This window comes from Bradyrhizobium sp. AZCC 1678 (assembly GCF_036924765.1).
Taxonomy (GTDB): domain Bacteria; phylum Pseudomonadota; class Alphaproteobacteria; order Rhizobiales; family Xanthobacteraceae; genus Bradyrhizobium; species Bradyrhizobium algeriense.
The window spans coordinates 5,981,847-5,996,236 of sequence record NZ_JAZHSE010000001.1 but is presented as its reverse complement, the minus strand read 5'-3'; the positions used below and the strand labels follow the sequence as shown (position 1 = coordinate 5,996,236).

The 14,390-nt window shown below is 63.1% G+C and carries 18 protein-coding genes; 9 read left to right on the top strand and 9 right to left on the bottom strand.

Annotated features, from left to right (window positions below; genetic code table 11):
* The first annotated feature begins 140 nt into the window (after nucleotides 1-140).
* Nucleotides 141-554, top strand: a complete 414-nt coding sequence (locus tag V1294_RS28910) for a flagellar assembly protein FliX (protein ID WP_334478888.1) — start codon at nucleotides 141-143, stop codon at nucleotides 552-554.
* A 3-nt stretch (nucleotides 555-557) separates the two neighbouring features.
* Here the strand turns inward: V1294_RS28910 and V1294_RS28905 are convergent, their stop codons facing one another.
* Entirely contained in the window at nucleotides 558-947 is a 390-nt protein-coding gene (locus V1294_RS28905) for a winged helix-turn-helix transcriptional regulator (protein WP_334478889.1), read from the bottom strand.
* A gap of 114 nt (nucleotides 948-1,061) precedes the next feature.
* On the opposite strand from V1294_RS28905, the gene V1294_RS28900 reads away from it, so the two are divergent.
* The 4 genes from V1294_RS28900 (at nucleotide 1,062) to V1294_RS28885 (ending at nucleotide 4,051) form a co-directional block, all read left to right on the top strand.
* The gene (locus V1294_RS28900) at nucleotides 1,062-1,673 is read left to right on the top strand and encodes an NAD(P)-dependent oxidoreductase (RefSeq protein ID WP_334501922.1); all 612 of its coding nucleotides are present in this window, start codon (nucleotides 1,062-1,064) and stop codon (nucleotides 1,671-1,673) included.
* 201 nt (nucleotides 1,674-1,874) lie between these two features.
* Nucleotides 1,875-2,240 carry an RNA polymerase-binding protein DksA gene (gene dksA, locus V1294_RS28895; protein ID WP_092509290.1) on the top strand — a complete coding sequence of 122 codons (366 nt, stop codon included), beginning with the start codon at nucleotides 1,875-1,877 and terminating at the stop codon, nucleotides 2,238-2,240.
* A gap of 67 nt (nucleotides 2,241-2,307) precedes the next feature.
* Nucleotides 2,308-3,093, top strand: coding sequence for a 2-keto-4-pentenoate hydratase (locus tag V1294_RS28890; protein ID WP_334501920.1), 786 nt, complete (start codon nucleotides 2,308-2,310; stop codon nucleotides 3,091-3,093).
* A 145-nt stretch (nucleotides 3,094-3,238) separates the two neighbouring features.
* Nucleotides 3,239-4,051: a hypothetical protein gene (locus V1294_RS28885; protein ID WP_334501917.1), complete on the top strand. Its 813-nt coding sequence runs from the start codon at nucleotides 3,239-3,241 to the stop codon at nucleotides 4,049-4,051.
* A 12-nt stretch (nucleotides 4,052-4,063) separates the two neighbouring features.
* Here the strand turns inward: V1294_RS28885 and V1294_RS28880 are convergent, their stop codons facing one another.
* The 4 genes from V1294_RS28880 to V1294_RS28865 form a co-directional block, all read right to left on the bottom strand.
* A complete protein-coding gene (locus V1294_RS28880) occupies nucleotides 4,064-4,804 on the bottom strand; it encodes a carbonic anhydrase (RefSeq protein ID WP_334501915.1) in 741 nt (246 codons plus the stop codon).
* A 72-nt stretch (nucleotides 4,805-4,876) separates the two neighbouring features.
* Nucleotides 4,877-5,305: a ClpXP protease specificity-enhancing factor SspB gene (locus V1294_RS28875; RefSeq protein WP_334489585.1), complete on the bottom strand. Its 429-nt coding sequence runs from the start codon at nucleotides 5,303-5,305 to the stop codon at nucleotides 4,877-4,879.
* A 613-nt stretch (nucleotides 5,306-5,918) separates the two neighbouring features.
* Entirely contained in the window at nucleotides 5,919-6,146 is a 228-nt protein-coding gene (locus V1294_RS28870; protein WP_334501912.1) for a hypothetical protein, read from the bottom strand.
* A gap of 395 nt (nucleotides 6,147-6,541) precedes the next feature.
* Nucleotides 6,542-6,901: a PRC-barrel domain-containing protein gene (locus V1294_RS28865; protein ID WP_334478898.1), complete on the bottom strand. Its 360-nt coding sequence runs from the start codon at nucleotides 6,899-6,901 to the stop codon at nucleotides 6,542-6,544.
* A gap of 247 nt (nucleotides 6,902-7,148) precedes the next feature.
* Here V1294_RS28865 and V1294_RS28860 point away from each other — a divergent pair, with 247 nt between their 5' ends.
* From V1294_RS28860 to V1294_RS28845, 4 genes are all read left to right on the top strand, one after another.
* Entirely contained in the window at nucleotides 7,149-7,415 is a 267-nt protein-coding gene (locus V1294_RS28860) for a DUF3551 domain-containing protein (RefSeq protein ID WP_334501910.1), read from the top strand.
* 279 nt (nucleotides 7,416-7,694) lie between these two features.
* On the top strand, nucleotides 7,695-8,657 hold the full coding sequence (locus V1294_RS28855; protein ID WP_334501907.1) for a Bug family tripartite tricarboxylate transporter substrate binding protein: 963 nt from the start codon (nucleotides 7,695-7,697) through the stop codon (nucleotides 8,655-8,657).
* On the top strand, nucleotides 8,654-9,133 hold the full coding sequence (locus V1294_RS28850) for a tripartite tricarboxylate transporter TctB family protein (RefSeq protein ID WP_334501905.1): 480 nt from the start codon (nucleotides 8,654-8,656) through the stop codon (nucleotides 9,131-9,133). Before V1294_RS28855 ends, V1294_RS28850 begins: the two co-directional genes overlap by 4 nt.
* Nucleotides 9,133-10,656, top strand: coding sequence for a tripartite tricarboxylate transporter permease (locus V1294_RS28845; protein WP_334501903.1), 1,524 nt, complete (start codon nucleotides 9,133-9,135; stop codon nucleotides 10,654-10,656). Before V1294_RS28850 ends, V1294_RS28845 begins: the two co-directional genes overlap by 1 nt.
* Before the next feature lie 162 nt (nucleotides 10,657-10,818).
* Here the strand turns inward: V1294_RS28845 and flgH are convergent, their stop codons facing one another.
* Genes flgH through flgF form a run of 4 tightly spaced genes read right to left on the bottom strand, consistent with a single transcriptional unit; the run spans nucleotide 10,819 to nucleotide 14,244 of the window.
* Nucleotides 10,819-11,571: a flagellar basal body L-ring protein FlgH gene (gene flgH / locus V1294_RS28840; RefSeq protein WP_334501901.1), complete on the bottom strand. Its 753-nt coding sequence runs from the start codon at nucleotides 11,569-11,571 to the stop codon at nucleotides 10,819-10,821.
* A 6-nt stretch (nucleotides 11,572-11,577) separates the two neighbouring features.
* The gene (gene flgA / locus V1294_RS28835) at nucleotides 11,578-12,663 is read right to left on the bottom strand and encodes a flagellar basal body P-ring formation chaperone FlgA (protein ID WP_334501899.1); all 1,086 of its coding nucleotides are present in this window, start codon (nucleotides 12,661-12,663) and stop codon (nucleotides 11,578-11,580) included.
* A 10-nt stretch (nucleotides 12,664-12,673) separates the two neighbouring features.
* The gene (gene flgG, locus V1294_RS28830; protein ID WP_334478907.1) at nucleotides 12,674-13,462 is read right to left on the bottom strand and encodes a flagellar basal-body rod protein FlgG; all 789 of its coding nucleotides are present in this window, start codon (nucleotides 13,460-13,462) and stop codon (nucleotides 12,674-12,676) included.
* A 17-nt stretch (nucleotides 13,463-13,479) separates the two neighbouring features.
* A complete protein-coding gene (gene flgF / locus V1294_RS28825; RefSeq protein WP_108519782.1) occupies nucleotides 13,480-14,244 on the bottom strand; it encodes a flagellar basal-body rod protein FlgF in 765 nt (254 codons plus the stop codon).
* Nucleotides 14,245-14,390 lie beyond the last annotated feature (146 nt).

Here is a 14,390-nt window from a genome sequence, read left to right as displayed (position 1 = left end):
GTTCGCTGGAGGCATGGTGCTGCGGCGACTTCACCATGAAGGGCGAAACTGCCGCACGTCGGCAGATTTTGCCGGGCCATTTACGCATCATTAACCATAAGAGGGCGAAGGTCTCTCTACTCTCACGGCGAGATCACACGATGCGCATCTACGGACCGAACGGCACCACGCTTGGATCGCCCGCGACCCACACGCGGCGAACCAGTTCGACCGGCTTCTCGCTGCCGGAGACGACGGCTGCACCCGAAGAGTTGCGCTCGGCCGCAGCACCCAAGGCCGCCGGCAACATCGATGCGCTGCTCGCCCTGCAGGGCGTCGAGGATCCGACCGAGCGCCGCAAGCGTTCGGTGGCGCGGGGCAGGGGCGCGCTCGACGTGCTCGACGAACTCAAGATCGGGCTGCTCTCCGGCAATCTCGATGCTTCCACCGTGAACCGGCTGCGCGACGCCGCGGCCAATCTGAAATCCTCCTCCGGCGATCCCGGCCTCGATGCCGTGCTGTCCGAGATCGAGCTGCGGGTTGAAGTCGAGCTCGCAAAGGCCGGGCAGTTCTAAGATTTACGCCGCGATATCCTTGCGCGCCGCGTCGTAACGGCGCTGCGCGTTCAACACCTCCTTCAGGTTATTCTCCGCCCACTCTCGCAACGGATCGACGGCGCCGGCGAGCGTCGCGCCGAGCGGCGTGATCGAATACTCCACCGTGACCGGCACAGTCGCGATCGCGCGCCGCCGGATCAGTCCGTCGCGTTCGAGCGATTTGAGAACCTGGCTCAGCATCTTCTGCGAGATGCCTTCAATCGTCCGCCGTAACGCATTGAAACGCATCGGCTCGTCGCGCACGAGAAGCAGGATTAACACCGCCCATTTGTCGCCGACGCGATCGAGAATCTGGCGCGTCGGGCAATCGGCCGCATAGGCGTTCGGGGTTTTCGAATTGGCGGCTTTCATAGCGGTTACTCCGGCGTAATCAGGTGACCCAAAAGTGCTCTCTTCACACTTACATCCCTTTCGCTATCTAGTCACCATTGGATACCACATTCGCGTATCGCAAGGGAGACTTCCATGAAAATCGCCGTCATCGGCGCGTCCGGCAATGCCGGTTCGCGCATCACTGCCGAACTCGCCCGCCGCGGCCACAGCGTGACCGCCATCGCCCGCCATCCCGACAAGATCGCAAGCGGGCCCAGCGTCACGCCGACCAAAGGCGACGTGATGGACCAGGCCGGCCTTGCCCGGCTGCTGGCCGGCCACGACGTCGCGATCAGTTCGGTCCACTTTCTTGCCAGCGATCCGGCCAAGCTGATCGGGGCCGCCAAGGATTCGAAGGTCGCCCGCTACCTCGTCGTCGGCGGCGCCGGCAGCCTCGAAGTGGCCCCCGGTGTCCGGCTGGTCACCACCCCTGGCTTTCCCGTGGTATACAAGGCGGAAGCCGAGAAGGGTGCGGCCTTCCTCGACCTGCTCCGGGCCGAGAAGGAACTCAGCTGGACCTTCCTGTCGCCCTCGGCGCTGTTTGTGGCCGGCGAGCGAACCGGCAAGTTCCGTCTCGGGACCGACCAGCTTTTGACCGCTGCCGACGGCAAAAGCTCGATTTCCTTCGAGGATTTCGCAATTGCACTCGCCGATGAGATCGAACGCCCGGCTCATATCCGCCAGCGTTTTACGGTCGGATATTAAGGCAGTGGGCCGCCCCGATAGTTTTGCCTGTGCAAGGCCTTGGGGGCGGTACTCCCACGGGGACGGACGATATTGTCTGTCACAACCCGCCGCTATATAAGGCCGGCGCGGACGGACAATTTTCCGCCCCGCCTTGCACGTGAAGATGGGCTGGCCTTGGAAAAGTTGAAGAATTATCGACCCTCCGAAAAAGAGCCTTTCATGAACGACCGCCAGCGCGATTATTTTCGCGCCAAGCTGCTGGCGTGGAAGGACGAGATCCTGAGGGAATCAAAGATTACCCTGCAAACCCTTCAGGAAGAGAACGTCAATCATCCCGATCTGGCTGATCGCGCCTCTTCCGAAACCGATCGCGCCATCGAACTGCGCGCCCGCGACCGCCAGCGCAAATTGATCTCCAAGATCGACGCCGCGCTGCAACGCATCGAGGACAACACCTACGGCTATTGCGAGGAGACCGGCGAGCCGATCTCGCTCAAGCGGCTGGAGGCCCGTCCGATTGCAACGCTGTCGGTGGAAGCGCAGGAACGCCACGAGAAGCGCGAGAAGGTTTACCGGGACGAGTAGGGCACATTGACGGGCGGCTGACCGCCATGCGGTCAGCGCTGCGCCTTGCAACAGAAAGCCGCCGCTGATGGACAACATTCTTGCGGCCGCACAGATCATCGCTACTGCCCGCCGCAATCGCACGCCGCTGGCCTCGCTTCCCGCTGAGCTTGTGCCCGGCGATGAGGCGGAAGGCTATCGCATTCAACGCGCGGTCCACGACCTGCTGCTGCCGCAGACCGGCAGTCTGGTCGGTTACAAGATCGGCTGCACCAGCGCGGTGATGCAGCAATATCTCGACATCCCCCATCCCTGCGCCGGTGGCGTGTTTGCCAAGGGCGTTCACGTCAGCGGCGCCGAGCTGCGCTATGGCGATTATGTCCGTGTCGGCGTCGAATGCGAGATCGCGGTGCGGCTCGCACGCAATCTTGCGCCGTCGGAAGCCCCGTTCACCGCGGAGTGGATGATGGAGGCGATCGAGGCCTACCATCCCGCGATCGAGATCGTCGACGACCGCTACGTCAAATGGGAGACGATGGGCGCGCCGACGCTGGTTGCCGATGATTTCTTCGCCGCCGGCTGCGTGCTCGGCAAGGCAGTGGCGCGCACCAGGGCGCCGGACCTGCTCACGGTCAAGGGCCACGCCATCGTCAACGGCAAGGAAGCCGGGCGCGGCACCGGCGCCGACGTGCTTGGCCATCCCCACAACGCACTGGCCTGGCTCGCCAATCATCTCGCCGAAGAGGGCAAGGGACTGCATGCCGGGCAGATCGTGCTCACAGGCAGTCTTGTGAAAACCGTCTGGCTCGATGCGGGCGACAGCGTGAAGATGGAGCTCGACGGGTTGGGCACGGTGGAAGCGAAGTTCGGGTGACGCCTCATAGATTTGTGGGGTGGGCAAAGCCAACGGGTCGCGCGAATGCGCGCCCGATGACAGGCTCCGCGTGCCCACCATTCAGCATAAATGATTTTGAGAGATGGTGGGCGAAGCGCGAAGCGCGCCGGGACGGGTGGGTGTGATGGCTGAGAGCGTTCCGTCGGTTCTCGAATCTGACGCCAAGGGTGAAATCGCCGACATCTATGCCGACATTCGAAAGGTTCTCGGCACCAGCGTGGTCAACCTGATCTGGCGCAACCTTGCGACCATGCCGGGTGCGCTGGAATGGACGTGGTCCACCGTCCGTCCGCTTTATCTCGGCGACGCCCCATTGCATGCCGAAGCCGTCAGGCAGACGATCGCGCTGCCTGACTGGCCTGGCTTCTCCACAGATACCTTAGCTGCCGCCGGCGTGGACGAGGCCGAACGCGCGCTCATTCGTGACGTGCTCGACAGCTATCAATATACCAACGCGCTCGCACTCGTCGTGCTCTCGGCGCTGCTGGCACATTACGAGCCGCGCCCGGCCGATAGCGTGACGGCTGCCGATACCGCGCCAAAACCGTCCGGCGCCAAAATCCCGGAATTGCCGCCGATGGATGCGCTCGATCCCGAAGTGGCGGCGCTGGTCGGTGAATTGAATTGCTTCGGCGAAGACACCGAGCCGCAACTGATCGCGAGCATGTACCGGCATCTCGCTTACTGGCCGGCCTACCTGGCGCTGGTGCGAACCATGCTGGCGCCGCTGCAGCGTCAAGGCCGGTTGAATGCGTTGACGGTTTCGACTCGCGCGCTTGGGTATGCGCATGGCGCGGTTCTCGCGTCGCAACTGAAACCTGCCACACCGCCGGATACGCTGAAGGGAGCGCTCGCTTCCTGCCGACTGTTCGTCGAACATCCGATCGCGCGCATGACCGGGCTCTGCGCCCTGATCCGGCGGGCGACGCCGGAGTGAACGCTCGTCCGGCTACGACAGCAATTCGACCCTGCCGTCACCGAGCCGATAGATGCCGCCGACTATTTTCAACTTGCCTTGCCCGACCGCCTCACTGAGAATCGGCGCCGCGGCCTTGAGCTTGGCGACGTTATCACTGACGTTTCGCCGAGTGGCGTTCACGAGCTTGTCGCCCGGCTGATCTGCAACGGCCTTCACCGCTGGTGCCAGCGCCGCGACCAGCGATGGCAGGTGGCCGGGCAGGGTAGTGTTGTCCTTCAGCGACTTGATCGTCGCATCCACCGCGCCGCAGCTTTCGTGGCCGAGCACCACGAACAGCGGGGTGTTGAGGACAGCGACCGAATATTCCAGGCTCGCCACGGAGTCGTCATTGGCGAAATTGCCGGCGACGCGGCAGACGAACAGATCGCCGCGACCGCTGTCGAACGCGTATTCGGGAGCAATACGGGAATCCGCGCAGCTCAAGATGGCGGCGTAGGGATTTTGTCCGCCCGCCAGCGCCTCGCGCTCGTGCTTGAAATCGTGCCGGCGTGAGATGCCTTCGACATAACGGGCGTTGCCCATCATCAGCCGGTCGAGTGCCTCATCCGGCGAGACCACGTTTTGCGGCTTGGGCGGCGGCTTTTTATCCTTGGCCCACGCGGCGGACGAAAAAGCGAGCCCGGCGGCGATACCGCCCGTCAGGCCGAGAAAGCGGCGACGTGATGTAGCTTGTGCAGTGACGGCTTCTCGGGCATCGCAGAGGTGGCACATGTGGCTTCTCTCCCAGGCAGGAGATGGCGGGAAGCGGTCACCACTTTATCTCATTGCAAGACAATAAAGGTTTTAACTGTCCGAGCACTTTAAGTCGGACTTGTCCCAAAATGCCTTGATCGCGGTGAAGGGCACCGAGAGGCGTTCCCTCGCCCCCATGAGTCGCAGCAAGACCTCGAAGCGGTCTTCCTTGATATTCAACTGCTCGAAGTCACGCTGCAGAATGATGGTCATATCGTCGGGATATTTCGACTTCAGGCCGAGCGACAGTTTCACACCGTCGGCGTGGGTGCGGAATGTGATGTTGACCGGCCGCTGCTCCGAGGCGAGCGGGAGCGTCTCGACGATCTTGGAGCGTGCTGCCGGCCTGCTGCACGGCTCTGCGAACGCAGGCGAGGCCGGGATGAGGATCGCGAGGAGGAGGAGAAGCGCTGCCCCACAAGAGATGGTCATACGCCGCACTTGCGGGGTATCCAGTACGCCGCGCCCTGTCGTGTCCATCACTGCTGTCTCTGGAGTACTCGATCGCCTGCCCGGCGCGGACGAATGACAACGGGTGTGTTCGCGTTGCCGCAGCTCATTTCACCCGGGTCATGCTAACCGGTTCCATCAAAAAAGAAAGAGGGCGCAGGGAATGCCGGGCCGCCGAGTACCCTCGGCCCCGTGCATTGGTGGCAGGCCACACGCCGGTCACCACGGGTACTCGGGATCAGCCAGCGCTCCCCGTGCAGTGGTTTTAACGGGCTTAAGACGATGACGAATTCGTCTTGCCGCTGTCGCCGGGGAGTTAATGGTTAATTGAAAACCCGGCCGGACTCGAAGGAGATTCGGCGCGTGGCGCTAATATGGATGCCAGGACCACGGATCCCCGTCGCCGCCGGCAGCTTCGTTAACCAATCGTATTGGGTGGGCATGGCTGCCGACCGAAGTTCTGGCGGAGGCGTTTGAGCGCCGCTTGTCTGCGCGCCGTTGTGCGCACTCAGGCAATACCGCCATGCGACAAACTTGCACACCCGACGCTGCCGCGCCCGTTGCATCGCTCGTGACGATTCGCAACATGTCATCTCGCAGGGACGCGCGCGGCGCGCTTGCGTGCGTTCGCGGCGCACCCGCCTTACGAGGGATGCAGGAGCGTATGCAGTTCGCGGGCCGACGGACCGGCTTTGAAGGCGACCGCCGGCGACGATATGAACAACAGCACGACGACCGGCGGAGCCGCGACGAAGAACGCGTGATCGGCGCGACGACCGGGAACTCCAGGCTTTCGCCGAAGGACGCCAGCACGCAAGGCGCGGGAACTGCGGGCGCCGTGGACCGCCGCCACTTCTCCTGTCGCAACCATGAGGAAGTGACGTCCAGGCAGGAACGATTCTCGATCGGGAAAATTATGCAATCGTGTCGCTAGACACACGGTAACCTTGTCAGGCTTCGGCGCTATCTTCCCCCCGAGAGGCGCTGGAGCCTGCCTTTTTTGAGCGACCTTGTGAGGAGACGCGACCGCGCCATTTTGATCTCGCGGGGCGCATCGCCGTCACAGGCTGATGACATACGCGCTCATCGCCAGCAAAACGGCGACGCTGATGGCGATAATGATCAAGAAGAATTTTCCCATTGCTCTGGCTCCCGCAGACCCCAACGCAATGCAGCAGGAATAGTTCTCTGCTGACAGGCACACGCATCTGTGTTCGCAGAAGGCCCGCTCGAGGCGGCCCTTCGCAAGTCAAGGTGTGACCGCGATCAGATCGCGATGCCGTAATAGTCGTTGACGGCGCGGGCCCTGGTCGGGTCGCTCCAGTTCCAGGTGTTGTCGTTGCGGTAATGCGGTGCGTCCTTCAGCTGCGCTTCCGTCACGCCGGTGACGTAGCCGCCGAGCGAGGTATCGTATTTCAGCGATTGCCATGGCAGCGGATAATGGTCGTCGCCGATGCCGAGAAAGCCGCCGAAAGAGAGCACGGCATAGGACACCCTGCCGCTCTTCTTGTCGATCATGACGCGCTCGATCGAACCGATCTTGTTGCGATCGGCGCCATAGACCGCAGTTCCCTCGACCTTGTCGCTACCAATCAGGTTGCCGGTTTCGTTTGCTTCCAGGGTCATGGTTCCCTCCGTCGAGGTTGATGGATGAAAAACGAGGAGGGGAGGGGAAACGTTCCGAGGCGAAGGGTTGCGCATCGACGCACGCCCACGAAACCTGAGCAGCGCTGCATCCCTTCAATGATTTTCAAATCGACCACGGCTTCCGCAACAAGTGCTGGCGCCAACAGTGACCTTGGCAATGTGAAATACCTCACGCTGCCAAACTGAGCCCGGACCTACGAATGCCCTGTTAGCGCGGCAGGGAAACATGCGTAACATGCGTATAGTACTTACTGCCCTCGTCACATCGGCAGTTGTCTTCTTCACCGGCCTTAGCGCGGCTTCTGCGAAGGATTACCCTTATTGCATTCAGGGCGACGACTTCCGCGGCGGGTCGGGCGAGTGTATCTTCACGACCAACGCGCTGTGCCAGGCTGCGGCTTCGGGCCGGACGGCTTATTGCACGGACAATCGCAACTTCAGCGCCAACGCCCAGCTCATCGACAAGCGCCATGTGCGTCGTCGTTCGAACTGACATCGGACCGCGCGAATACATTTTCGCGATGCACCATTCAAAAATGACCACGGTCCTCGCCATGGGAGCTGGCGAGGGCCGCGTTGATACATGTCATCGTGCCTAGGTTTGCGATGGAGTGTGGGAGCTCTGGATAAGACTCAGAACGGCACAGCACGTCCATCACCTGCTGGCCGTAGCGGGCATGCGATCCCCGCAGGGCTTTCCCCTGCGGGGATCGGCTGTTATTGTCCCGACGGAGAGCCTGAATGGCCCACGAAACGACCAGGGAGAGAACGGATGGCAAGGACATTCGTGACGATGGTCGGCGCAGCCGCGCTGGTCGGCGTGCTGGCCGCCTTATCGGCGCCAGCGATGGCGCAATATCCCGACCGCCCCATCAAGATGATCGTGCCATGGGCCGCGGGGGGTGACACCGATAATATCTTCCGGCCGTTCGCCGCCGAACTCCAGAAGCACATCGGCCAACCGGTGGTTGTCGCCAATGTCGGCGGTGCGTCCGGCACTACCGGCGCGCGCGAGGCGAAGGCTGCGGCGCCCGACGGCTATACGGTCTACGCGGTGCACGACTACATTCACCTGACGTTCTACGCGGGCATCAGTGACGTCAAATACACCGACTTCGAGCCGATTTGCCTGGTCTCGGCGACGCCCTCGGTGCTGACCGCAAGTGCCAAAACGCCCTGGAAGAACTGGCAGGAGCTCGCCGACGACGCCAAGAAGCGGCCGGGCGAGATCACGGTGGGCGCCACGCTCGGCTCGACCAGCCACATCTTCCCGGCAATGATCGAGAAGGCGGCCGGCGTGAAATTCAAGTTCGTGTCCTACGACGGCCTGGCCCCGCGGATGAACGCGCTGCTTGGCGGCCACATCAACCTCACCGACTCCAACCTGACGCAGAAGGGCAAGGTCGAAGCCGGCCTGCTGCGCTACATCGCGATCGCCAGCGAGAAGCGCGATCCGGAAGCGCCCGACGTGCCGACGCTCAAGGACCTCGGCATGAACATCGTGTACGAAGTGGCGCGCGGCATCTTCGTCCCCAAAGGGACACCCGCGCAGGTGCGCGCCAAGCTCGAGGAGAGCTGCGCCAAGGCGACCAAGGAGCCGAGTTTCGCCCAGGCGATGAAGCTGCAAGGAACCCGCGTGGCATTCCTCAATGCCAATGACTATGCGCAGTTCCTCGCCAAGATCGACAACGAGAACAAGGTCGTCATGACCGATCTCGGCCTGATCAAGAAATGAGTATCGGCCGCGACGGAATTGCCGGGCTGATTCTGCTCGCGATCAGCCTGGTCCTCCTGGTCAAGTCGTTCCAGCTTCCGTCCCTGCCGATCGTTCCGGTCGGGCCAGGTTTTTACCCGGCCATCGTGCTGTCGTTCATGGCGGCCGCGAGCGCGCTATTAGTTCTGCAGGACCTCCTGAAGCGCCGCCCGGCGGCCGCAGCCGGCGCGGGTGAGGCGCCGCGACGAAATTATCGCCTGGTCGTGATCGCGTTCGCAATCGTCGGCGCCTATGTGGTGCTGCTGCCGCTCGTGGGATTTCGCGTCGCCACGGTCTTGTTCGTCGGCGCGCTGCAGGCCGCTTTGGACCGTCCGCGAACGGCGCGGCAATGGGGTGTACTCGCCGCGATTGCGCTCGGCACTGCCATGGTGAGCTACTTCGTCTTCGAACGATACCTGCTGGTGCTGCTGCCACGCGGCGCCTGGACGGGCTTCTGATGCTCGATTTACTCTGGAACGGCCTCGTCAACGTCGCCCAGTGGAAATATCTGTTGCCGCTGTTTGCCGGCACATTCATCGGCGTGATCGGTGGTTCGCTGCCGGGCGTCACCATCACCATGACGGTTATCGTGGTGCTGCCGTTCACCTATGGGCTCGATCCGCTGGCGGGCCTTGCGGCGATGACCGGCGTCTATGTCGGCGGATCGACCGGCGGCCTCATCGCCTGCTGTCTGCTTGGTATCCCAGGCTCGCCTTCTTCGATCGCCACCACGTTCGACGGCTTTCCAATGGCGCGCAATGGCGAGCCGGGCCGTGCCATCTGGCTCGGCGTCTGGGCTTCGGTCTGGGGCGGCCTGCTCGGCGCCTTATTCCTGGTGTTCCTCACCGGGCCGCTTGCGGCGATCGCGCTGGAATTCGGGCCATGGGAGTACTTCTCGCTGTTCGTGCTCGCCATGGCGATGGTAGCGGGTCTCACCGAATCCTCGCTCCTCAAGGGACTGATCTCGACCGCCATCGGGTTGTTGATCACGGTGGTCGGCCACGATCCGATCGGCAGCGTGCCGCGCTTTACCTTCGGCTCGGCGTTCATCGGCGGCGGCTTTCCATTCCTCCCCGTGCTGATCGGCATTTTCGCTTTCGCGCAGATCATGACCGATCTGGAGAAGCTGAATTCGCCGCGCGGCCGGGCGCTGGAGTCGCTGGTCGGGGTCAGGCTCGAGCGCTTCTCGCACCTCAAGGTGAACCTGGAAATCTTCAAGCAGCCGTTCCTGCTCGCGTGGGCAACGATCGTCGGGCTGATCATCGGAATCCTGCCTGCCATCGGCGGTAGCGCATCGAGCGTCATGGCCTATGACCAGGCCAAGAAGTTCTCGAAAACGCCGGAGCGTTTCGGCAAGGGGCACCCCGAGGGCATCATCGCTTCGGAAGCCTCGAATAACGCAAATGTCAGCGGCTCGCTGATGACCATCATGGCATTCGGCATCCCCGGTGACGCCGTAACCGCCGTGATGCTGGGCGCGATGACGATCCACGGCATTCAGTCGGGACCGCTGTTCATCTCGCAAAACCCTGATATCGCCTATGGCATCTATGCGGCCTACATCCTGGCGCACCCCTGCATGCTGCTGATCTGCATCGTGCTGATGCCGCTGATGCTGCGGGTGACCTCGGTGCGGATGGCGGTGCTGGCGCCGGTCGTGCTCGTGCTCTGCGTCGTCGGCGCCTACGCGCTCAACAATACCATGCAGAGCGTCTACGTGCTGCTGCTGTTCGGCGTCGTCGGTTACGTGCTGGTCAAGCTCGGCTTTCCGCTCGCGCCGCTGATCTTAGGTTTAATTCTCGGCGACCAGATCGAAATCAATCTGGTGCGCGCGATCATGACCGACGCGAATCCCTGGCTTTTCCTGACGCGGCCGATTTCCGGCTTGCTGCTGCTGGCGGCGGCGGCCTCGGTCGGGCTGGCCATATGGCAGCATTGGCGTCACCAGAACCGGGTGGCTGAGGAAGAGCCGGATTTTTGAACCGAGGTCATGATGCCCTTTGGAGATTTGCGGCGGCGATGTCTCCATTCCTGACATTCAGCCAAAACGACCACGGCCTCCGCCAGGGGAGCTGGCGGAGGCCGCGTTGATACACTTCATCGCGCCTAGGTTCGCGATGAGGTGTGGGAGCTCTAAGAAAAACTAGAACGGCAGCAGCACGTCCATCACCTGCTGGCCGTAGCGGGGTTGCTGCACGTCGGTGATCTGGCCGCGGCCGCCATAGGCGATGCGGGCCTGCGCGATCTTGGAGGAATCGATGGTGTTGTCGCTCTGGATGTCTTCGGGGCGGACGATGCCGGCGACGATGAGTTCCCGAATTTCGAAGTTGACGCGGATCTCCTGCTTGCCTTCGACCACGAGATTGCCGTTCGGCAGCACCTGCGTCACCACGGCGGCGACGTTGGTGGTGAGAGACTCCTGGCGGTTGACCGAGCCCTTGCCGTCGCTCGACGACGTCGAGTCCGTGGTCAGGATTTTGCCGGGCAAAACCTTGAGCGGCTGCGTGATCGTCTGGGATCCGATGAAGTCGGAAATCCCGGAGTCTTCCTTGGCGGTGCGGCTGCGCTGGGTCTCATTGGACAGGTTGGCCTTGTCGGTGATGTTGACGGTCACCGTCAGGATATCGCCGATCCGCGCCGCGCGCTGATCCCTAAAGAAGGCGCGCGAGCCGTTCCGCCACAGCGAGTTGGCATTGTAGGAAGCCTGCTCCGGCTTCGGCATCGGCATCTGCACCGGCTTGTAGCCGGGCTGCGTGGTCGGGTTTTCGATCTCCGTCAGCTTCGGCTTTTCGCCGATTTGCGACAGACGGTCGATCGAGGAACAACCGCCGGCCAGGGCGGCCAGCGACAGCATGGCGCCCGTGAGAATGATGCGGTTGAGACGGATGACTGACATTTTACATTACTCGGCTTTTGGAGCGACTGGCGAACTGACGGTAGCTACGGCAACGGGCGCGGGTTGTGTGGAGCCGAGCGAGGAGGTGGCATCGCTGGTCTGCGGCGGGCGGGGCGCCGCGGGCGTGATCGAAACCTGGCCGCGGCCGATCACGGTGCCGGACAGCGTGCGCTTCGACTGCACGTTCATGACGCTGACGACGTCGCCTTCGGTGCCGTTGTCCAGCGCCTTGCCGCGCATGGTGAGGTAGATTCCGGGCGCCTCGTAGACCAACATGACGTTTTGGTCGCGCTGCACCAGGTCGGGTTTGACGAGATCGGCGGTGCGGATCGCCTGGCCGGCGCGGAGCTGGCGGCGGGCCTGCATGCCCACCGCGCGGTCGCGCGCGGCGGCATCAGCGCCGACTTCCGCTTTCGCGCGACGCTCGACCACCACGTCGGATGATTTCAGGATCTCATTGCGCTCGACATTGCGTGCCAGCACCGTGGCTTCGACGGTCTCGATCGCCGTGCCGGTGAAACGCAGCTTGGCTGCGGCGGCGCCGTTGTCGTTGCCGATTTCAAAGGTGACGTCGAAGCGGCCGTTGCGGTTGTCGTAGCGCACGATGGCTGCCTGCATGGCGCCGGTGAAGCCGGCGTCCAGCCTGACGTCGCTGGGGTCGCGGTCGAAAGTCAGCGACAGATTGGCGGCGTCGCCGAGACCGTTGCGGCGTTCCAGCGCGCGGGCGATCTGCAACTCGATATCCTTGCCCTCGAGCGTACGAGCCAGACGCGTCACCGAAATTTCCCTGAGGTCGCGGGTATCGACGCCGATCACATGATGGGCGCGAAGGGTGTTGAGCACCTGCGCGACCGGCAGCGAGCCCGTGGTGCCCAGATCCGGCGCGCGGTAGATCGCGATCTGCGCTGCGCTGCCGGCATTGTCGATGACGTCGCCGATCCGCACCAGATCGCTCGACACCTGCACGTTGGCGCGCAGCACGGGTGCGGCGATCGCATTGCGGTTCGTGAAGCTTTCCTGGGTCTGCGCGACCGCGGCCGCGCTCGATGCGGCGATCAGGGCTGTGGCCAGGAGGAGGGCGCGGGCGATCATGACCAGTCCTTTAGCGGAACATGTTGGCGGTCGATTGCATCATCTGGTCGGCCGCGCTGACCACCTTGGCGTTCATCTCATAGGCGCGCTGGGCGGCGATCAGGTCGGAGATTTCGGTCACCACCTCGACATTGGCCTGTTCGAGATTGCCCTGCTGCATGTCACCAAAACCGTCGGTGTTGGCGACGCCGTCCTGCGGCGTGCCGGAGGCGGGCGTGTCCGTGAACAGATTGTCGCCGATCGGGTTGAGGCCGGCCTTGTTGATGAAGCGGGTCAGGCCGATCTGGCCGACCTGCGTCGGTGTAGTCGAGCCGGGCACAATCACGGTGACCTGGCCCTGCGCGTTGATGGTGATCTGGGAGGAATTCTGCGGGATCGTGATCGTCGGCTGCACCGGATTGCCCTGTGCGGTGACGACGCGGCCCTGCGCGTCCATCATGAACGAGCCGTCGCGGGTATAGGCATAGGTGCCGTCGGGCACCTGGATCTTGAAGAAGCCTTCGCCGCGGATCGCGATGTCGAGGTCGTTGCCGGTCGGCGACAGCGTGCCCTGGCTCATCAGGCGCGGCGTGCCGACGGTCTTGACGCCGCCGCCGATGTCGACGCCGACGGGCAAGATGGTGCCCTGGTCGGAGGCTTGCGCGCCGACGCGGCGCACGTGGTCATAGATCAGGTCCTGAAACGCGGCGCGCTGCTTCTTGTAGCCGGTGGTGCGCATATTCGCGATGTTGTTGGAGATCACCTGAACGTTGAGTTCCTGTGCCGCCATGCCGGTCGCTGCTGAGTATAAAGCGCGCATCGATCAATGCCTTACGGTTATGCCGGAACGTCGGCGAGTTTCTCGACTGCGGTTCGGTGCAGGTCGTGCTGCTGTTGCAGCATCGCCGAGATCTGCGTGTAGGTGCGCGTGATCTCGATCATGCGGCTCATTTCGTGAACGGAATTGACGTTCGACTTCTCGATAAAACCCTGGCGGACCCGCGAGGTGGTGTCGGGCTGGGCGGCGACGCCCTGGCCCGCGGAGTAGAGGTTGCCGCCTTCCTTCACGAGCTTCTGCGCGTCGGCAAAATTGACCAGCCGCAGCTTGCCGCGGACCGCGTCGGTGCTGCCGGTGCCCTCGAGGACCGTGATATTGCCGTCGGCTGCGATGTTGATCGCCTTGTCGGTGGGCTGGAACACGATCGGGCCGGAGGTGCCCAGCACCGGATCGCCGCTCGCGGTCACGAGCTGGCCCTGATTGTTGATCTGCAGGCCGCCGTCGCGGGTGTAGCGTTCGCCGGCGGCCGTCTGCACCACCAGGAAGGCGTTGCCGTCGATCGCGACGTCGAGCGGGTTCTTGGTCTGCTCGGAGGGGCCGGGCGCGAAATCGTGGAAGGTGGCGCGGTCGTGCACGAAGGAGACGCGGCGGTCGGCGTGCACGAAATTGTCTTCATGCGCCGGCGAGCGCAGATATTCCTCGAACAGCGACCGGTCGGCCTTGAAGCCGGTCGTGTTGATGTTGGCGACGTTGTTGGCGACGACATCCAACTGCCGTTCCAGCGTCATCTGCCGCGAAAGTCCGACGAGAAGCATATTCTCCATCGGTGGTTCTCCCCTTGATCGATCCGAAACAGGCTCTCCCAAGCCCGTGGTCCGGATCCGTCGTAAACCTTTGGGCTCTCCCAAGCCGGCAGGTCACGCCAGTTACTCAGCGAAAGCCGTGCCAGTTACGGAAATGCTGGATTTTT

Coding starts and splice junctions, on each gene's coding strand:
- flgF (WP_108519782.1), bottom strand. CDS start 14,244: ATGGAGAATATGCTTCTCGTCGGACTTTCGCGGCAGATGACGCTGGAA.
- dksA (WP_092509290.1), top strand. CDS start 1,875: ATGAACGACCGCCAGCGCGATTATTTTCGCGCCAAGCTGCTGGCGTGG.
- flgG (WP_334478907.1), bottom strand. CDS start 13,462: ATGCGCGCTTTATACTCAGCAGCGACCGGCATGGCGGCACAGGAACTC.
- flgA (WP_334501899.1), bottom strand. CDS start 12,663: ATGATCGCCCGCGCCCTCCTCCTGGCCACAGCCCTGATCGCCGCATCG.
- V1294_RS28855 (WP_334501907.1), top strand. CDS start 7,695: ATGGCAAGGACATTCGTGACGATGGTCGGCGCAGCCGCGCTGGTCGGC.
- V1294_RS28900 (WP_334501922.1), top strand. CDS start 1,062: ATGAAAATCGCCGTCATCGGCGCGTCCGGCAATGCCGGTTCGCGCATC.
- V1294_RS28910 (WP_334478888.1), top strand. CDS start 141: ATGCGCATCTACGGACCGAACGGCACCACGCTTGGATCGCCCGCGACC.
- V1294_RS28865 (WP_334478898.1), bottom strand. CDS start 6,901: ATGACCCTGGAAGCAAACGAAACCGGCAACCTGATTGGTAGCGACAAG.
- flgH (WP_334501901.1), bottom strand. CDS start 11,571: ATGTCAGTCATCCGTCTCAACCGCATCATTCTCACGGGCGCCATGCTG.
- V1294_RS28885 (WP_334501917.1), top strand. CDS start 3,239: ATGGCTGAGAGCGTTCCGTCGGTTCTCGAATCTGACGCCAAGGGTGAA.
- V1294_RS28890 (WP_334501920.1), top strand. CDS start 2,308: ATGGACAACATTCTTGCGGCCGCACAGATCATCGCTACTGCCCGCCGC.
- V1294_RS28850 (WP_334501905.1), top strand. CDS start 8,654: ATGAGTATCGGCCGCGACGGAATTGCCGGGCTGATTCTGCTCGCGATC.
- V1294_RS28905 (WP_334478889.1), bottom strand. CDS start 947: ATGAAAGCCGCCAATTCGAAAACCCCGAACGCCTATGCGGCCGATTGC.
- V1294_RS28880 (WP_334501915.1), bottom strand. CDS start 4,804: ATGTGCCACCTCTGCGATGCCCGAGAAGCCGTCACTGCACAAGCTACA.
- V1294_RS28875 (WP_334489585.1), bottom strand. CDS start 5,305: ATGGACACGACAGGGCGCGGCGTACTGGATACCCCGCAAGTGCGGCGT.
- V1294_RS28870 (WP_334501912.1), bottom strand. CDS start 6,146: ATGGTTGCGACAGGAGAAGTGGCGGCGGTCCACGGCGCCCGCAGTTCC.
- V1294_RS28860 (WP_334501910.1), top strand. CDS start 7,149: ATGCGTAACATGCGTATAGTACTTACTGCCCTCGTCACATCGGCAGTT.
- V1294_RS28845 (WP_334501903.1), top strand. CDS start 9,133: ATGCTCGATTTACTCTGGAACGGCCTCGTCAACGTCGCCCAGTGGAAA.